Here is a 14,815-nt window from a genome sequence, read left to right on the forward strand (position 1 = left end):
GAGGTCGCGGTTGGCGCGGCCGGGTCACAGGGCGGCGGCCTCGCGGGCCGTTGCCGACGCCTTCGCGTCCCCGGCACGCAGGCCGAGATCGGCCGTGGGCACGCGGTGCGTCTCGCGCCCTGTGGCCACGGCGATCGCGCAGATCGCGCAGAAGGCGGCAGTGAAGATCGCGACGCCGAGCCAGTTGTCGCCGTCGGGGCCCGCGATCTGTGCCGCGAAGGTCACCGCGAAGCCCGCCACGGCGAACCCGATCTGGGTGCCGATCGCCATGCCGGAAAGTCGGACCCTGGCGGGGAACATCTCGCCGTAGAACGAGGGCCAGATGCCGTTGGCGGCGCTGTAGACGACGCCGAAGAGCAGGAGTCCGGTCACGAAGACCAGCGGGTAGCTGCCGGTCGAGATCGCCCACAGATAGACGAAGATCATCACTCCGCTGCCGAGCGCCCCGATGAGGAAGACGGGCTTGCGGCCGATGCGGTCCGAGAGCCTGGCCCAGAGCGGGATGGCGAGCAGAGCCACCGCGTTGGCACTGCCGGCGACCCAGAGCATGCCCGTCTTGTCGAGGCCGACCGCGTCACTCGTGGCGTACGAGAGGGCCCAGACCGAGAAGATCGTGCTGACCGTCGCGATCAGCGCCGCCGCGACCACCCGCAGCACATCGGCCCAGTGGTTCCTGACCAGGTCCGCAAGCGGCATCCTGGCCACCTCCTGGTCCGCGGAGACCTGCCGGAAGACGGGGGTCTCCTCGAGGGTGCGGCGAATGACGTACCCGGCGACCGCGACGAGGGCGCTCAGCAAGAACGGAATGCGCCAGCCCCAGGTGTACAGCTGCTCGTCCGGCAGTGCGGCGACCGGCAGGAACACCAGGGTCGCGAGGAGCTGACCGGCCTGGGTGCCGTTGAGGGTGAAGCTCGTGTAGTAGCCGCGCCGGTGTTCCGGCGCGTGCTCCAGCGTCATCGCGTTCGCGCTGGCCTGCTCACCGGCCGCGGACAGACCCTGGAACACCCGCATCAGCACGAGGAGCACCGGAGCGACGGTGCCGACCTGCGCGTACGTGGGCAGACAGCCGATGAGAAAGGTGGAGAGACCCATGAGGACCAGCGTCCACACCATGATCTTCCGACGGCCGAGCCGGTCGCCGAAGTGGCCGAGAACGAGAGCCCCGAGGGGGCGGGCGGCGTACGCGACGCCGAAGGTCGCCATCGAGATCAAGGTGGCGGTGGCCGGGTCGTCCGGGTCGAAGAAGACCTTGGGGAAGACGAGGGCGGCGGCGCTGCCGTAGATGAAGAAGTCGTAGTACTCCAGCGCGCTGCCGATCCAGGCGGCGAAGGCGGCCTTGCGTGGCCTGCCCTGGGACGGCGCGGCCGACGGCTGGTCGGCGTGTGGGTGAGCGGACACGTGAACTCCTCGGGGACGGAACGGGTGGCGAGCGGTGCACACCCGCGGCACGTGCAGTTAACGCACTAGATAGTTAATTAACTTGGCTGTGATGCTCGCCCGCCCCTCGGGCCGTGTCAATACATCTGGCCGAAACACCTGCGGGGGTGGCCCCGAAGACCTTGAGCGAGGTCTTCGGGGCCACCCCCGCAAGCAGGCGGCGTCAGCGGCGCACGCGCGGCATCCCGAGCCCGATCCAGGAGATGATCTCGCGCTGGATCTCGTTGTTGCCGCCGCCGAAGGTGAAGATGACGGCGCTGCGGTAGCCGCGTTCCAGTTCGCCGTGGAGGACGGCGCCCGCGGAGCCCTCCTTGAGCGAGCCGGCCGAGCCGACCACCTCCATGAGCCAGGCGTACGCGTCCCTGCGCGCCTCGGAGCCGTAGACCTTCACGGCGGAGGCGTCCTGGGGGGTGAGGGTGCCCTCCTGGACGGCGTTCACCATCTGCCAGTTGAGGAGCTTCATCGCGTCCAGCTTGGTGTGCGTCCTGGCCAGGCGCTGGCGGACCCAGCCGAGGTCGATGACGCGGCGGCCGTCGGCGAGCTTGGTGTCGGCGGCCCAGCGCTGCACGTCATGGAAGGCGCGGATGGCCATCGTGCCGTGCGCGGCGAGGGTGACGCGTTCGTGGTTGAGCTGGTTGGTGATGAGCCGCCAGCCCTTGTTCTCCTCGCCCACGCGGCGCGAGACGGGGACGCGGATGTTCTCGTAGTAGCTCGCCGTGGTGTCGTGCGAGGCGAGGGTGTTGATGATGGTGCAGGAGTAGCCGGGGTCGCTCGTCGGTACGAGGAGCATGGTGATGCCCTTGTGGGGCGGGGCGTCCGGGTCGGTGCGGACGGCGAGCCAGACCCAGTCGGCGGTGTCGCCGTTGGTGGTCCAGATCTTCTGGCCGTTGACGACATACTCCTCGCCTTCCCTGACCGCCTTCGTCTTCAGCGCCGCGAGGTCGGTGCCCGCGTCCGGCTCGCTGTAGCCGATCGCGAAGTCGAGTTCGCCGGAGAGGATCTTCGGCAGGAAGTACGCCTTCTGCTCGTCGGTGCCGAACTGCATCAGGGTCGGCCCGACGGTGTTCAGTGCCATCAGGGGCAGCGGCACTCCGGCCTGGGCTGCCTCGTCGAAGAAGATGAACTGCTCCATCGGCGAGAGCCCGCGCCCGCCGTACTCCTTGGGCCAGCCGACGCCGAGCCAGCCGTCGGCGCCGAGGCGGCGGATGCTCTCCCGGTAGAACCGCTTCTGCGCAGCGGGGTCGGCGTATCGGGCGTACGCGTTGTCGGGCACAAGCTCGGCGAAGTACGCGCGCAGCTCGGTGCGCAACTGCCGCTGCTCAGGCGTGTATTCGAGGTGCACGGCCCCTCCTGCTTTCGCTGGCTCTCCGGGCTTGGGCTTGACGGCGCACACAGTAGAACGCGTTTCAGAAATAGGGAATGGCAGCGACGCATGTGCCCACACGCACCGCCCCGGAGGAGATCCCGCTTCAGACGTTGCCTCGGTCTGGCCTTCGGCTAGGACCGTGGGCCGGCGGAGTACAGAACCTGCGCCGCGCCCCATTCGACGAAGGCCTCCGTCTGTTCCATGCCGATCGATTCGAGCAGGCGACGCGACCGGGTATTGGCCTCCTGCGTGACCGCGACCACCTCCGCGCCCTCGGGGGTGGCCGCCTCGCGCACCCAGGCGACGGCGGCGGCGACCGCCTCGCGCCCGTATCCGAACCCCCAGTGTTCGGGCAGCAGTTGGTACGACACCTCGGTCCGCCCGGCCAGGCGCGAGTCGGGTTCCAGTTGTACGCCGCCGATCACCGACCCGTTCGTCCGCAGCGTCACGCTGAAGGCGCCGTGCGCACCGACGCAGTGTTGCTCGCGCAATCGGAGTGTCTCTTTGTCGACCGGCCCGCCGAGGTGGCGGCGGACGGCCTCGTCCGTCCAGAGCCGCGCCATGACGGGGACGTCACCGGTCTCGATCGGGCGCAGGACGAGGCGGTCCGCGGTCAAGGTGGCGGGCCAGGGGAACGTGCTCGGCGGGCGTGGCATGGGACCGATCCTGCCGGACCCGTCCGCCGGGCGCGGAGACGGGTCCGCCCCGGTAGCCGACATCGCTACCGGGGCGGACCTGGGTCAGCCGTAGTTCACTCAGCCGAGAAGGCCGAGCGCCTTGTTCAGCGTCGCCGACGGGCGCATCACGGCGGTCGCCTTGGCCGGGTCGGTCTTGTAGTAGCCGCCGATGTCGGCGGGCGAGCCCTGGACCGCGTTCAGCTCGTCGACGATGGTCTGCTCCTGCTCGACCAGCGTCTTGGCCAGCGGGGCGAACGCCTCGGCGAGCTGGGCGTCCGCGGTCTGCTTGGCCAGCTCCTGGGCCCAGTACATGGCCAGGTAGAAGTGGCTGCCGCGGTTGTCGATGCCGCCGACGCGGCGGGTCGGCGACTTGTCCTTCTCCAGGAACGTCGCCGTCGCGCGGTCGAGGGTGTCGGCCAGGACCTGGGCGCTTGCGTTGTCCGTGGTCTGCGCGAGGTGCTCGAAGCTGGACGCGAGGGCGAGGAACTCGCCCAGGCTGTCCCAGCGCAGGTAGTTCTCGCGGACCAGCTGCTGGACGTGCTTGGGGGCGGAGCCGCCCGCGCCCGTCTCGAAGAGGCCGCCGCCGTTCATGAGCGGGACGATCGAGAGCATCTTGGCGCTGGTGCCGAGCTCGAGGATCGGGAACAGGTCCGTCAGGTAGTCACGCAGCACGTTGCCGGTGACCGAGATGGTGTCCTCGCCGCGGCGGATGCGCTCCAGGGAGAACGCGGTCGCGTCCACCGGCGACATGATCTCGATCTGCAGGCCGTCGGTGTCGTGCTCGGGCAGGTACGCCTTGACCTTCTCGATGAGCTGCGCGTCGTGCGCGCGGGTCTCGTCGAGCCAGAACACGGCCGGCGAGCCGGTCGCGCGGGCGCGGTTGACGGCCAGCTTGACCCAGTCGCGGATCGGGGCGTCCTTGGCCTGGCACATCCGGAAGATGTCGCCGGTGGAGACGGTCTGCTCCAGGACGACGTTGCCTGCCGCGTCGACCGCGCGCACCGTACCGGGGGCGGCGATCTCAAAGGTCTTGTCGTGGCTGCCGTACTCCTCGGCCTTCTGCGCCATGAGGCCGACGTTGGGCACCGAGCCCATCGTCGAGGGGTCGAAGGCGCCGTTGGCGCGGCAGTCGTCGAGGACGACCTGGTAGACGCCGGAGTAGCTGGAGTCGGGAAGGACCGCGAGGGTGTCGTGCTCGCCGCCGTCCGGGCCCCACATGTGGCCGGAGGTACGGATCATCGCGGGCATGGAGGCGTCGACGATGACGTCCGAGGGCACGTGCAGGTTCGTGATGCCCTTGTCGGAGTCGACCATCGCGAGCTCGGGGCCCTCGGCAAGCTCGGCCTCGAAGGACGCCTTGATCTGCGCGCCATCGGGCAGCGCGTCGAGGCCGTTGAGGATGCCACCGAGACCGTCGTTCGGGGTCAGGCCCGCACCGGCAAGCGCCTCGCCGTACGCGGCGAACGTCTTCGGGAAGAAGGCGCGCACGACGTGGCCGAAGATGATCGGGTCGGAGACCTTCATCATCGTGGCCTTCAGGTGCACCGAGAACAGCACGCCGTCGGCCTTGGCCTTCGCGATCTGCGCGGTGAGGAACTCACGCAGCGGACCGACACGCAGCACGGCCGCGTCGACGACCTCGCCCGCGAGGACCGGTACGGACTCGCGCAGGACCGTGGTGCTGCCGTCCTCGCCCGTGAACTCGATGCGCAGCGAGCCCGCGTCGGCGATGGTCACGGACTTCTCGGTGGAGCGGAAGTCGTCGACGCCCATGGTGGCGACGTTCGTCTTCGAGTCGGCCGTCCAGGCGCCCATGCGGTGCGGGTGCGCCTTGGCGTAGTTCTTGACCGATGCGGGGGCGCGGCGGTCGGAGTTGCCCTCGCGCAGGACCGGGTTGACGGCGCTGCCCTTGACCTTGTCGTAACGGGCGCGGATGTCCTTCTCCGCGTCGGTCTTCGGGTCGTCCGGGTAGTTCGGCAGCGCGTAGCCCTGCGACTGCAGCTCCGCGACGGCCGCCTTCAGCTGCGGGATCGAGGCCGAGACGTTCGGCAGCTTGATGATGTTCGCGCCGGGCGTCTTGGCCAGCTCGCCGAGCTCGGCGAGGGCGTCGTCGATGCGCTGGCTCTCCTCGAGGAACTCGGGGAAGAGCGCGATGATGCGCCCCGCCAGGGAGATGTCACGGCTCTCCACAGTGACCCCGGCCGTCGAGGCATAGGCCTCGACCACCGGCAGGAACGAATACGTCGCGAGGGCCGGGGCCTCGTCAGTGTGGGTGTAAATGATGGTCGAGTCAGTCACCGGGTGCTCCGCTCCACGTCTGCAACATTGCTCGACATCAAGATATCTCGTGATCGCCTCCATCCACGAAGCGGGCCCGGTTCTGGTACGTCACAGCCCGTAGTGCCCGTCACATTCCGTAGTTCGCGTGGACACCGCTGGTTGCTGTCCGGTTCCCACAGGCCCGGCCCGCGGTTCCTGGCGGTGGGGCCGACCCCCGCGACGGGGCCGCCGCGGCGAGGATGAGCGGGTGATCGCACCCCTGGACCCCGCAGACCCCGCCTTCGCGCGCGACCCGTATCCGTACTACGCGCACCTCCGCGGCCAAGGCCCCGCCGTGCGGGTACCGCTCGCCAACGGGACGCACGCCTGGCTCGTCACCGGATACGAGGCGACGCGGGCCGTCCTCGCCGACCCCCGCTTCTCGAACGTGCCCCCGCAGGGCGCCGGGCGGCCGAAGGGCGACTCCCGTGACTCCCCCGCGCAGCGCGCCCGCGCCTGCCTGGCCCGGCACATGCTCAACACCGACGCCCCCGACCACACCCGGCTCCGGCGGCTGACCACCGCCGCGTTCGCCCCGCGCCGCGTCGACGCGCTGCGTGCGCGGATCGAGGAGCTGACCGCCGGGCTCCTGCGGGAGATGGAGCTACGGCTTCGGCGGGACGGCAGCGTGGACCTCGTGGACGCCTTCGCCTTCCCGCTGCCCGTCCTGGTGATCGGCGAGGTGCTCGGGGTGCCGGAGGCCGACCGGGCGGATCTACGGGCCTGGACCTACCGGGTCGGCTCGCCCGCCGACGCGCTGGAGCCGGGCGCGGTGGACGAGGCGTGGACCGGCCTGCACGCCTATTTCACCGAGCTGATCGCCCGCAAGCGGCGCGCACCCGGATCCGATCTGTTCAGCGCGCTCACGCAGGACGCGCTCCCGCGGGACCCGGCGGAGAGCGGGGGCGGGCTCGACGACGGGGAGCTGCTCGCCATGGCGTTCCTCCTCCTGTTCGCGGGCTACGAGACCACGATGAACCTGCTGGCATCGGCGTCGCTGCTCCTGCTCACCCACCCCGGCGAGCTGGCGGCGGCGCACCGTGACCCCGCGCGCTGGCCTGCCGTCGTCGAGGAGACGCTGCGCCACGCCAGCCCGCTGGAGGGCACGACGTGGCGGCACACGACCGAGGAGGTGGACATCGGCGACGGCGTGGTCATACCCGCGGGCGCCTCCGTCCTCGCGGTGCTCGCCGCCGCCAACCGCGACCCCCGGCACTTCCCGGACCCGGACGCCTTCCGTCCGGGCCGCTACCTGGCAGGGGCCGGTGATACGCGCACGGCGCCCCACGCCGCCTTCGGCCACGGACCGCACTTCTGCCTCGGCTCACGGCTCGCCCGTCTGGAGGCAACGATCGCGCTCCCCCGGCTCCTCGCGGCCTTCCCCGGCCTTCGCCTGACGGCCGACCCGGCACAACTCCCCTACCGGCCGGGCCTCTTGGTCCGCGGCCCGCGCCGGGTCCCCGTCACCACCGCTCCCCTGCCCGCCCGGGCCGTCAGCGCGTGAGCAGCAGCGCGTCGCCCACCGCGCGCTCGGTGCCGTCCGACGGCGAGTTGATCACCTTGCCGTTCACCGCCATGGTGACGGAGCCGCCGCCGTCCAGGGCCATGGCCCGCACCGCGCCGAGCGACTTCATCAGCTCCGCACCCTCGTTGAGCCCGAACCCGTCGCTGTATCCGGGCTGCCGGCCGTCCGCGCCGACCAGGAGCATGCGGCCCTGCCGGTCGACGCCGATGAGCATGCGCGGGTTGCGCTTGATGCCCCAGGTGTACGCGAAGGAACGGTCGCCGGCGCGCTCGATGCCGTCGGCGGCGTAGTTCACCGCGACCTTGCCGCCGCGCACCAGCTCGGGGCCGCCGTTGACGATGTCGTCCTGCGGGCCGAGCTTCAGCTCCCTTCCCCGCTCGTCCAGGATCCGCTCCCGCACCTTCACGGCGCTTCCCTGCTTCGCGTGCGTACGCAGCCACGTGGCGCCGGAGCCGATGCCCGCCAGGACGCTTCCGCCCTCGGGCACGGCGCCGCCGCGCGCACGCACCTCCCGCACGTGTCCGCTCGCGTCGAGCACCGCCTCCACGCCGTCGCCCGCCGGGGTGTTCGCGCCCAACTCGTCGGTGAACTTCACGATCTCGTCGGGGTCGGTGCAGGTCACGTCGTGCTGCGGGCGCTCGGTCGGGGTGTCCCCGCCGACACCGCCGCAGTTGCGCACCAGGCCCGGCACGCGGTTGACGCCGTCCACGACGGCGGACGCCGCGCCCGCGCCGACCCGGAGCTCCGTGCTGAGCTTCTCGAACCGCGGGCGCAGGCCGTCACCGCGGAGCACCGCCGCGATCCGGCCGTCGGTCGCCGCGCTCTGCAACTCCCCGTCGTACGCGGCGATCCCGGCCGACGCGCCCGGCACGCCGTCCTTGCCCTCCATGACGAAGAAGCCCGCGTTGACACCGAGCAGGGCGTCGCCGCTCGCGGCCATGTCGCTCACCGTCTCGCGGCCGGCGACACCCTTGCCGTACGTGCCCTTCATCGCACCGCGATAGCGCTTCGGGTCGACGATCGCCACCTTGACCCGGGCGACTCCGGTACCGGGTACACCGTCGGCGCCGGTCCACTCGCTCACCGCGTCGAACCCGGCGGCGGCGAGGGCCTTCCGCTCGGCGTCGGCATCGGCCCGTGCGGCGTACTCCCCCACCCGGACCCGCACCCCCACCACCCCGGTCCGGTCGGAACCCCGCGGCCACGTGACCGCCTCGGCACGCGCGCCGAACCCGGCGCCGCGCACCCGCTCCGCAAGCGCCTGCGCATCCCCCTCGGCGGAGAGGTGGGCACCGTCCGCCCGCACCGTGACCGCCCAGTGGTCGGCGCCGGGGCGGCCCGCGACGCTCCCCTGGTACAGGTCGGCCCCTGGGGCGAGGCGTTCGTGCTGCCAGTCGGCGATCGGCCCCGGGACAGCGGCAGTTGGAGCAGCGGCGGCAGCGCTGTCTCCGTACCGGTCGACGACGACACCGGGGGCGAGAAGTCCCGCCGCGGCGACGGCGACCACCGACACCTTCGCGGCGGCTCTGGACGGACGGCGTGCGAGGGCCACGGAAACTCCTAGGTCGCGTTGGTACACCGCAGCGAACGCGAGCGCGCGGACGGCGATCGATCCCAGGAGTGAATACCAGAAGTCCGGCCGGAAAACAGGGCCCCGCACCGCATGTGGAGCCCGGATTCGGTCGCATCGGCGCCGGTGGATTCAGTCGACGTGGCCCGTGGAGCGCGCACGGTGGCGGCGTACCGCGTCGCGGTTGGCGCACCGTTGCGAGCAGTAGCGCTGCCGCCCGGTGCGGGAGGTGTCGGCGAAGATCGTGGCGCACTCGGTCACGGCGCACCGCCGGAGCCGGTGCATGCCCCGCCCCGCCAGATGCAGCGCCGTACCGACGGAGATCAGCTGGAACAGTAGGGCGCCAAGCGGCTGCCGGTCGTCGCGGTAGTGCAGGTGCCAGCCCGAGCCCGCGTGGTCGGTCAGCCGCGGATAGGCGGCGGATTCCGCCAGCATCCCGTTGAGCAGCTCGGCGCGCTCGTCATCGCCGGTGGCGTCGATGACCTTCTCCCACTTCTCCAGCGCGTCCTGCGTGCGGTCGAGGTCCTCCGGCGTGACCGGGCGCTCCAGCACGAGCCCGGCGGCGCGGCAGCGCTCCGCGAGTTCATCGGCGGTCTCCGGGCGCCGGTTGGCGAGGTCGGCGGCCAGGTTCACGACCTCCTCGCCGTAAGGGTTGAGATGCATAAGACCATTACATCAGGCTGATCGGCATGCCACAACGCACCGCGGAACACACCGACATACGACCGGCGACGGAGGAGGACATCGCGGAACTCGTACGCCTGCGGGCCTTGCTGTTCGAGGACCTCGGCGGCGCATACTTCAACCCGTCATCGGGAGACGGCAGTTGGCAGGACGCCTTGGCCGTGGTCCTGAAGGAGCAGTTGGCCACCGAGGGCACCCGGATCCTCGTCGTGGACGGCGACAGGGGCCTGGCCGCGTGCGCCATCGGCTCGGTCGAGCAGCGGCTGCCGGGCCCGCACCTGTGCAACGGCCGGGTCGGGCTCGTGATCGGCGTGGTCACCGACCCGGCGCACCGGCGGCGCGGACACAGCCGCTCGCTCATGCGGGGCCTGCTCGACTGGTTCCGGGAGCGTGCGGTGGCCCGCGTGGACCTGTACGCCTCCCACGAGGGCGAGCCGCTCTACCGCGACCTCGGCTTCGTCGACCATCCCGACCCCGCGCTGTACTGGCGCCCATGACAGCCCTCGCCGGGCCGGCGCACAGCGCGTGGCGGTACCGGTGGACCGTCCTCGGCATCGCCACTTTCACCCAGGCCGCGTCCGGCTTCTTCGTGCAGGGCATCGGGGCGATGGGCATCCACCTGCAACGCGACCTGCATCTCAGCACGGTCCAGTTGGGTCTGCTGGTCTCGGCGGCCCAACTGGTTCCGCTGGTCGGGCTGCTCGTGGCCGGGGAACTGCTGGACCGCCGCGACGAGCGCTGGGTCGTGGGGGCCGGCGCCGGTGTGGTCGCCGTGGGCCTGCTCGCGGGCAGCGCGGCGCCGGGATACGTGTCCCTGCTCCTCGCGCTGCTGATCGTCGGCGCGGGATACAGCACCGTTCAGCCAGGCGGCAGCAAATCGGTGGCGTCCTGGTTCGACGCGTCCCAGCGGGGCTTCGCGATGGGCGTCCGCCAGGCGGGGCTGCCGCTGGGCGCCGCGCTGGCCTCGGCGGCCCTGCCCTTCATCGCCGAGGCTTTCGGCTGGCGGGCGACGCTCGTGACCGGCGGGCTCGTCGCGCTCCTCGGGGCCGGCGTCTTCATGGGCCTCTACCGCAGGCCGCCCGTCCCGGCCGCTCCCCGGGACGACGGGCCGCGTGCCTCGCTCAGGTCGCAGCTCGGCGCCCGGCTGCGGATGCTCCGCGAACCGTCCATGACGCAGATCATGCTCTGCGGCGCGAGCCTGATCTCGGTGCAGTACGGCGTCGGCATCCTGACGGTGCTGTACCTGCACGAGACGGCATCCGTCGGAGTCGGCCCCGCGGCTCTTGTCCTGGTGGCGGTTCAGGGTGCGGGCATCGTCGGCCGCATCGCCCTGGCCGCCTGGAGCGACCGCCGCAGGTCCGGGCGGTACGGGTCCCTGGTCCTCTGCATGGCCGCCGTACTCGTGGGGATGGCCGTGCTGATGACGCCGCTCGGCCGGTCACCGGCGCTCGCCTGCTGCACCCTCGTCTGGCTCGGCTTCTTCGGCTACGGCTGGTACGGCCCCTGGGTCACCTACGTGACCGAATCGGCTCCGCCGGACAGGACGGGGTTCGCGCTCGGCCTGGCGATGTCCGTCAACCAGATCGCCATCGTGGTGATGCCGCCCGTGCTCGGTCTGCTCAAGGACCTGTCCGGCGGCTTCCTGCCGGTCTGGGGTCTCCTGTCGGCGATGACCGCCGTCGCCCTGGCCGTCTCGGCCCGAGTACGGCCGGGCAACCGGCCCCGCTCGTGTGGCCGACACGGCGTCTGAGGTCCACCGTGAACCAGTACGAGGTGTTGCCGCGACAACGACGGGTAGCCGGGCCACCGCACCGGAAGCCGCCGTGAGACCGCGCGGAACGACGTGACGAAACCCTGGAGGAGCACCGTGAGCGAGGAGCAGCCCGAGACCCGCGGCGAGGACGAGACACCCGTACCGAGGGATCTGCCCGATCAGCAGGCCTCGGACGAGGAGGACCGCTGGGAGCCGGACGACGCATCGGCCACCACCGGCAACGCCCCGGACGCCGACGACGACGTACCCGACACGGACGAGGCGGGCACCGGCAGGCGCGGCGCGCCGCACTCGGGTGGCGTGCGCCCGGACCAGCCGGTGCCGGACGAGCCCGCCGACTGAGCGGGATCCGTGGGGGTCCGCACACTCCGGGCACCCCGGGCGCTCCGGGCACCGCGCGGTCGCGCGTACGGCTCAGTGGGGCCCCTGCGGCTCGACGGTGACGGCCAGGGTGAACGAGTGGCCTGCCGGGTCGCTGTAGGTCCGGGTGTCCCGGGGGCCGGAGTTGTCCTTGGTGTCCACGGGCCGCGCGCCCAGGCCGACGGCCTCGCGCTCCGCCTCGTCGATGTCGCCGCGGGCCACCAGGATCCTCAGGTGCGCCTGCTGCGAGTCCTCCGGCCGGGGCCAGCTCGGAGGCGCGTAGCCGTAATCCCGGTGGACCGCCAGGCAGATGCCCTTCCCGTCGTAGACCTCGACGTAGTCGGGGTCGCTGCCCGTGTTGGCCGTGGCCCCGAGCAACCCCGCGTAGAACTCCGCGAGCTCCTCGGGCTTCGCGCAGTCCAGGACGAGAACCGCGGTCTTCTTGACAGCCATGAGGCACCTCTTCTGTCGGCAATGGGGCGGCCATAGGGCGGGAGCCGTCTCACCCGGCCGCCCCGCGCCTCTGCGAGTGCCCCGCCCGGCCCGCCTCAATCGGCGTCCACCCGCGGGCTCACGGGCACCGCGACGCGGGCGACACTGGGGGCATGCGCCTCGTCGACCAGTGTCAGCCCCCATCCGTCTACGGCCGTCTACGCGTCGAGCGGCACGACCTCACGCCCGCCCGCTGGCTGGAGCAACGCCCGCCCCACGACGACGGATTCGGCACAGTGGCCGGTGTCTGCGCACCCGGCTTCGAGGCGTACGCGCGGATCCTCCACCCGGCCTTCCTCGGCACGGAGCCGGTGCGGTGGGACCAAGTCGCCCCCGTGTACGGCCGGTCGGTGTCGGCGGCGACGCGCTGGCACGAGCTCATCGGTCTCGGGGACCGCCTCCTCTACCGCAACGACGACACCCCCGCCCTCCCCCGCCTCTGGGACGAACACCCGCACGAGGGCCCGACGCCGGCGGACGTGGCCCGCGCCCTGATCCCCGTCCTCTCCCGGCACACCCGGACCCCCGACCGCTGCTGGTACGGGCTCTGGGAGGGGTACGGCAACTACAACTGGGACGGCTTCCCCGTGTTCCGCACACCGGGCCGCGACGAGATCCTGCTCGCAGGACCGCTCGACGACGCCGATTCGCCCGCGTCACCCGCGGGCGATCCCGATGAGGCGGCGCCCGAGATCCCCGACCTGTGGTGGCCCGACGACCGTGCCTGGTGCGTGGCAGGAGACGTCGATCTGGTGAGCACATACGTGGGAGGTTCGGCGGCCTGCGTGGCGGATCTCCTCGCGACTCCAGGCCTCGAGGCGTACGAGATCGCCGAGACGTCAGCGGTCGACTGAGCCGCCGCGTGATCTCTGCCGTGGGGTCGAACTCCACTATCACGGAGTCACGTTCGAGGGGCGAGATCGCGACGAAGTGCTCTCCTGGACGGACTGTTCCGCCTCTCTGTCCTCCGCGCTCCGCGGGGTGACTAGCATGGCGCAATGTGTGGCCCGGAAGATCACCGTCCTCTTTGGTGTTCCCGCCGGGTCTGCGACCGATGCGTAAATTCGGTCGGCTCGTTGATCACCTGCGCTCAAGGACCGAGGGACCGCTGAATGCCCGTGCCTGCTCCTCCCAGCCCGCACCGAATAGCGAAGGCGCGGCGGCCCGCGTCGGCCGTGCCCGTGGTCGTGCTGGTGGTGACCGCTGCGGCCGGTGCCATCGCGAGTGTCTCGGCGCCGGACAACGCCCGGGTCTGGACGGCGACTTCCGTCGCGGCCGGCTGGCTCTGTCTTGCGATCGCCCTGGTGGCCGGTTCGCTGCACGTCAAGCGGGTCCGCGGTGCGGCCGCCGCCGACCACGCCGAGGCCGGTTCCCTCAAGGCGCAGCTGGCGCGTCAGGGTGCCGAGTCCGCGCATCTGGTGAACGTCACGCTGCCGACCGTCGTGAAACGGCTGCGCGACGGGACGAGCGCGAGTGAGACCCTGGCGCAGACGTCGCCGCCGACGGATCCGCAACTGCGCCAGGTGGTCCACGTGTTCGCGTCCGTGGTGGAGGAGACCGTGCGGCACGCCGCCGCCGTCGAGTCCCGACGCGACCAGGCACAGGGTCAACTCGCGCAGGCCACCGAGGAGTTGGACCAGCTGACGGCGGTGACACTGCCCGACGCGATCGAGCGGCTGCGCGAGGGCGCGTCCGCGGACACGGTCCTGGCCGGGCTTGAGTGGCCGCACAATCCCCTGCTTCGCGTGCCGGCCGAGTCGTTCGTACGAGAGCTCGCCTACAGCGAGCGGCGCGCCGCGGCCGCGCAGGCGGCCTCCGCCAAGGCGCTGAGCCGGGTGCAGGCCAAGTCCGTGGGCATGCTCGCCGACCTGCGGGACATGCAGGAGCGGCACGGCGTCGAGGTCTTCGGTGATCTGCTGCGCCTCGACCACAGCACCTCCCAGCTGGGTCTCATGACGGACCGTCTCGCCCTTCTGATGGGCGGCCGCTCCAGTCGCGCGTGGAACAAGCCGATCGTGATGGAGAGCATCCTGCGGGGCGCCGTGGGGCGGATCTCCGCGTACCAGCGGGTGCGGCTGCACTGCTCGACGACCGTGGCCATCGCCGGGTTCGCGGCGGAGGGCGTCATGCACGTCCTGGCCGAACTCATGGACAACGCGGCGAACTTCTCCCCGCCCATCGACGAGGTGCACGTCTATGTGGAGGAGCGCAGCGCCGGGATCGTCGTGACGATCGAGGACAGCGGCCTGAAGATGGCCGACGCGGCGATGCGCCGCGCGGAGGAGTCGGTCTCCGGGCACGTGACGGACCTGGCATCGCTGCAGGGCACCCGCCTCGGCCTCGCCGTGGTCGGGCGTCTGGCCGCCAAGTACGGCATGAGCGTCAACTTCCGTCCGTCCTCACGCGGCGGCACGGGTGTGGTGGTGCTGCTGCCTCCGCAGCTCCTGGCCCAGCAGCGCGACCCCGCTCCGCAGCAGATCGCACCCCGGAGCGTCGAGCCGACGCCCGCGCCGGTCCCCGCGCCGCCCGCACCGACGGCCCCGGAGATCACGACTGCCCCGGAGCGGTCTGCTCCCCCGGAGACGCCCGCGGCGCCCACCGCTCCCGCGGC

The 14,815-nt window shown here is 71.6% G+C and carries 13 protein-coding genes; 6 read left to right on the plus strand and 7 right to left on the minus strand.

Annotated elements, in window-relative coordinates:
- Positions 1-24: 24 nt before the first annotated feature.
- The 4 genes from ABD378_RS15935 to ABD378_RS15950 all read right to left on the minus strand — a co-directional run bounded on the left by ABD378_RS15935 (position 25) and on the right by ABD378_RS15950 (position 5,778).
- A complete protein-coding gene (locus ABD378_RS15935; protein WP_344521557.1) occupies positions 25-1,398 on the minus strand; it encodes an MFS transporter in 1,374 nt (457 codons plus the stop codon).
- 202 nt (positions 1,399-1,600) lie between these two features.
- Positions 1,601-2,779: an acyl-CoA dehydrogenase family protein gene (locus tag ABD378_RS15940; protein ID WP_344521558.1), complete on the minus strand. Its 1,179-nt coding sequence runs from the start codon at positions 2,777-2,779 to the stop codon at positions 1,601-1,603.
- A 155-nt stretch (positions 2,780-2,934) separates the two neighbouring features.
- Complete coding sequence (locus ABD378_RS15945) at positions 2,935-3,459, minus strand: GNAT family N-acetyltransferase (RefSeq protein WP_344521559.1); 525 nt, start codon at positions 3,457-3,459, stop codon at positions 2,935-2,937.
- A 99-nt stretch (positions 3,460-3,558) separates the two neighbouring features.
- A complete protein-coding gene (locus ABD378_RS15950; protein WP_344521560.1) occupies positions 3,559-5,778 on the minus strand; it encodes an NADP-dependent isocitrate dehydrogenase in 2,220 nt (739 codons plus the stop codon).
- Between the two features lie 229 nt (positions 5,779-6,007).
- Here ABD378_RS15950 and ABD378_RS15955 point away from each other — a divergent pair, with 229 nt between their 5' ends.
- Positions 6,008-7,303: a cytochrome P450 family protein gene (locus ABD378_RS15955; RefSeq protein WP_344521561.1), complete on the plus strand. Its 1,296-nt coding sequence runs from the start codon at positions 6,008-6,010 to the stop codon at positions 7,301-7,303.
- Here ABD378_RS15955 and ABD378_RS15960 read toward each other — a convergent pair.
- On the minus strand, positions 7,293-8,876 hold the full coding sequence (locus ABD378_RS15960; RefSeq protein WP_344521562.1) for a phosphodiester glycosidase family protein: 1,584 nt from the start codon (positions 8,874-8,876) through the stop codon (positions 7,293-7,295). The two genes, ABD378_RS15955 and ABD378_RS15960, sit on opposite strands and share 11 nt — an antisense overlap.
- A 150-nt stretch (positions 8,877-9,026) precedes the next feature.
- On the minus strand, positions 9,027-9,557 hold the full coding sequence (locus tag ABD378_RS15965; RefSeq protein ID WP_344521563.1) for a CGNR zinc finger domain-containing protein: 531 nt from the start codon (positions 9,555-9,557) through the stop codon (positions 9,027-9,029).
- A gap of 26 nt (positions 9,558-9,583) precedes the next feature.
- On the opposite strand from ABD378_RS15965, the gene ABD378_RS15970 reads away from it, so the two are divergent.
- The 3 genes from ABD378_RS15970 (at position 9,584) to ABD378_RS15980 (ending at position 11,694) form a co-directional block, all read left to right on the plus strand.
- The gene (locus ABD378_RS15970) at positions 9,584-10,075 is read left to right on the plus strand and encodes a GNAT family N-acetyltransferase (RefSeq protein WP_344521564.1); all 492 of its coding nucleotides are present in this window, start codon (positions 9,584-9,586) and stop codon (positions 10,073-10,075) included.
- Entirely contained in the window at positions 10,072-11,328 is a 1,257-nt protein-coding gene (locus ABD378_RS15975; protein ID WP_344521565.1) for an MFS transporter, read from the plus strand. Before ABD378_RS15970 ends, ABD378_RS15975 begins: the two co-directional genes overlap by 4 nt.
- 117 nt (positions 11,329-11,445) lie before the next feature.
- On the plus strand, positions 11,446-11,694 hold the full coding sequence (locus ABD378_RS15980) for a hypothetical protein (RefSeq protein WP_344521566.1): 249 nt from the start codon (positions 11,446-11,448) through the stop codon (positions 11,692-11,694).
- 72 nt (positions 11,695-11,766) lie between these two features.
- Here the strand turns inward: ABD378_RS15980 and ABD378_RS15985 are convergent, their stop codons facing one another.
- Positions 11,767-12,165 carry a VOC family protein gene (locus tag ABD378_RS15985; protein WP_344521567.1) on the minus strand — a complete coding sequence of 133 codons (399 nt, stop codon included), beginning with the start codon at positions 12,163-12,165 and terminating at the stop codon, positions 11,767-11,769.
- 152 nt (positions 12,166-12,317) lie between these two features.
- On the opposite strand from ABD378_RS15985, the gene ABD378_RS15990 reads away from it, so the two are divergent.
- A complete protein-coding gene (locus ABD378_RS15990) occupies positions 12,318-13,058 on the plus strand; it encodes a hypothetical protein (protein ID WP_344521568.1) in 741 nt (246 codons plus the stop codon).
- A gap of 258 nt (positions 13,059-13,316) precedes the next feature.
- A partial coding sequence (locus ABD378_RS15995) for a sensor histidine kinase (protein WP_344521569.1) occupies positions 13,317-14,815 on the plus strand: 1,499 nt, incomplete at its 3' end.

The organism is Streptomyces rectiviolaceus (assembly GCF_039533825.1).
GTDB lineage: Bacteria > Actinomycetota > Actinomycetes > Streptomycetales > Streptomycetaceae > Streptomyces > Streptomyces rectiviolaceus.

Excerpts from the sequence above, each read along its gene's own strand:
- ABD378_RS15965 (WP_344521563.1), bottom strand. The coding sequence starts at position 9,557 with ATGCATCTCAACCCTTACGGCGAGGAGGTCGTGAACCTGGCCGCCGAC.
- ABD378_RS15975 (WP_344521565.1), top strand. The coding sequence starts at position 10,072 with ATGACAGCCCTCGCCGGGCCGGCGCACAGCGCGTGGCGGTACCGGTGG.
- ABD378_RS15970 (WP_344521564.1), top strand. The coding sequence starts at position 9,584 with ATGCCACAACGCACCGCGGAACACACCGACATACGACCGGCGACGGAG.
- ABD378_RS15945 (WP_344521559.1), bottom strand. The coding sequence starts at position 3,459 with ATGCCACGCCCGCCGAGCACGTTCCCCTGGCCCGCCACCTTGACCGCG.
- ABD378_RS15990 (WP_344521568.1), top strand. The coding sequence starts at position 12,318 with ATGCGCCTCGTCGACCAGTGTCAGCCCCCATCCGTCTACGGCCGTCTA.
- ABD378_RS15985 (WP_344521567.1), bottom strand. The coding sequence starts at position 12,165 with ATGGCTGTCAAGAAGACCGCGGTTCTCGTCCTGGACTGCGCGAAGCCC.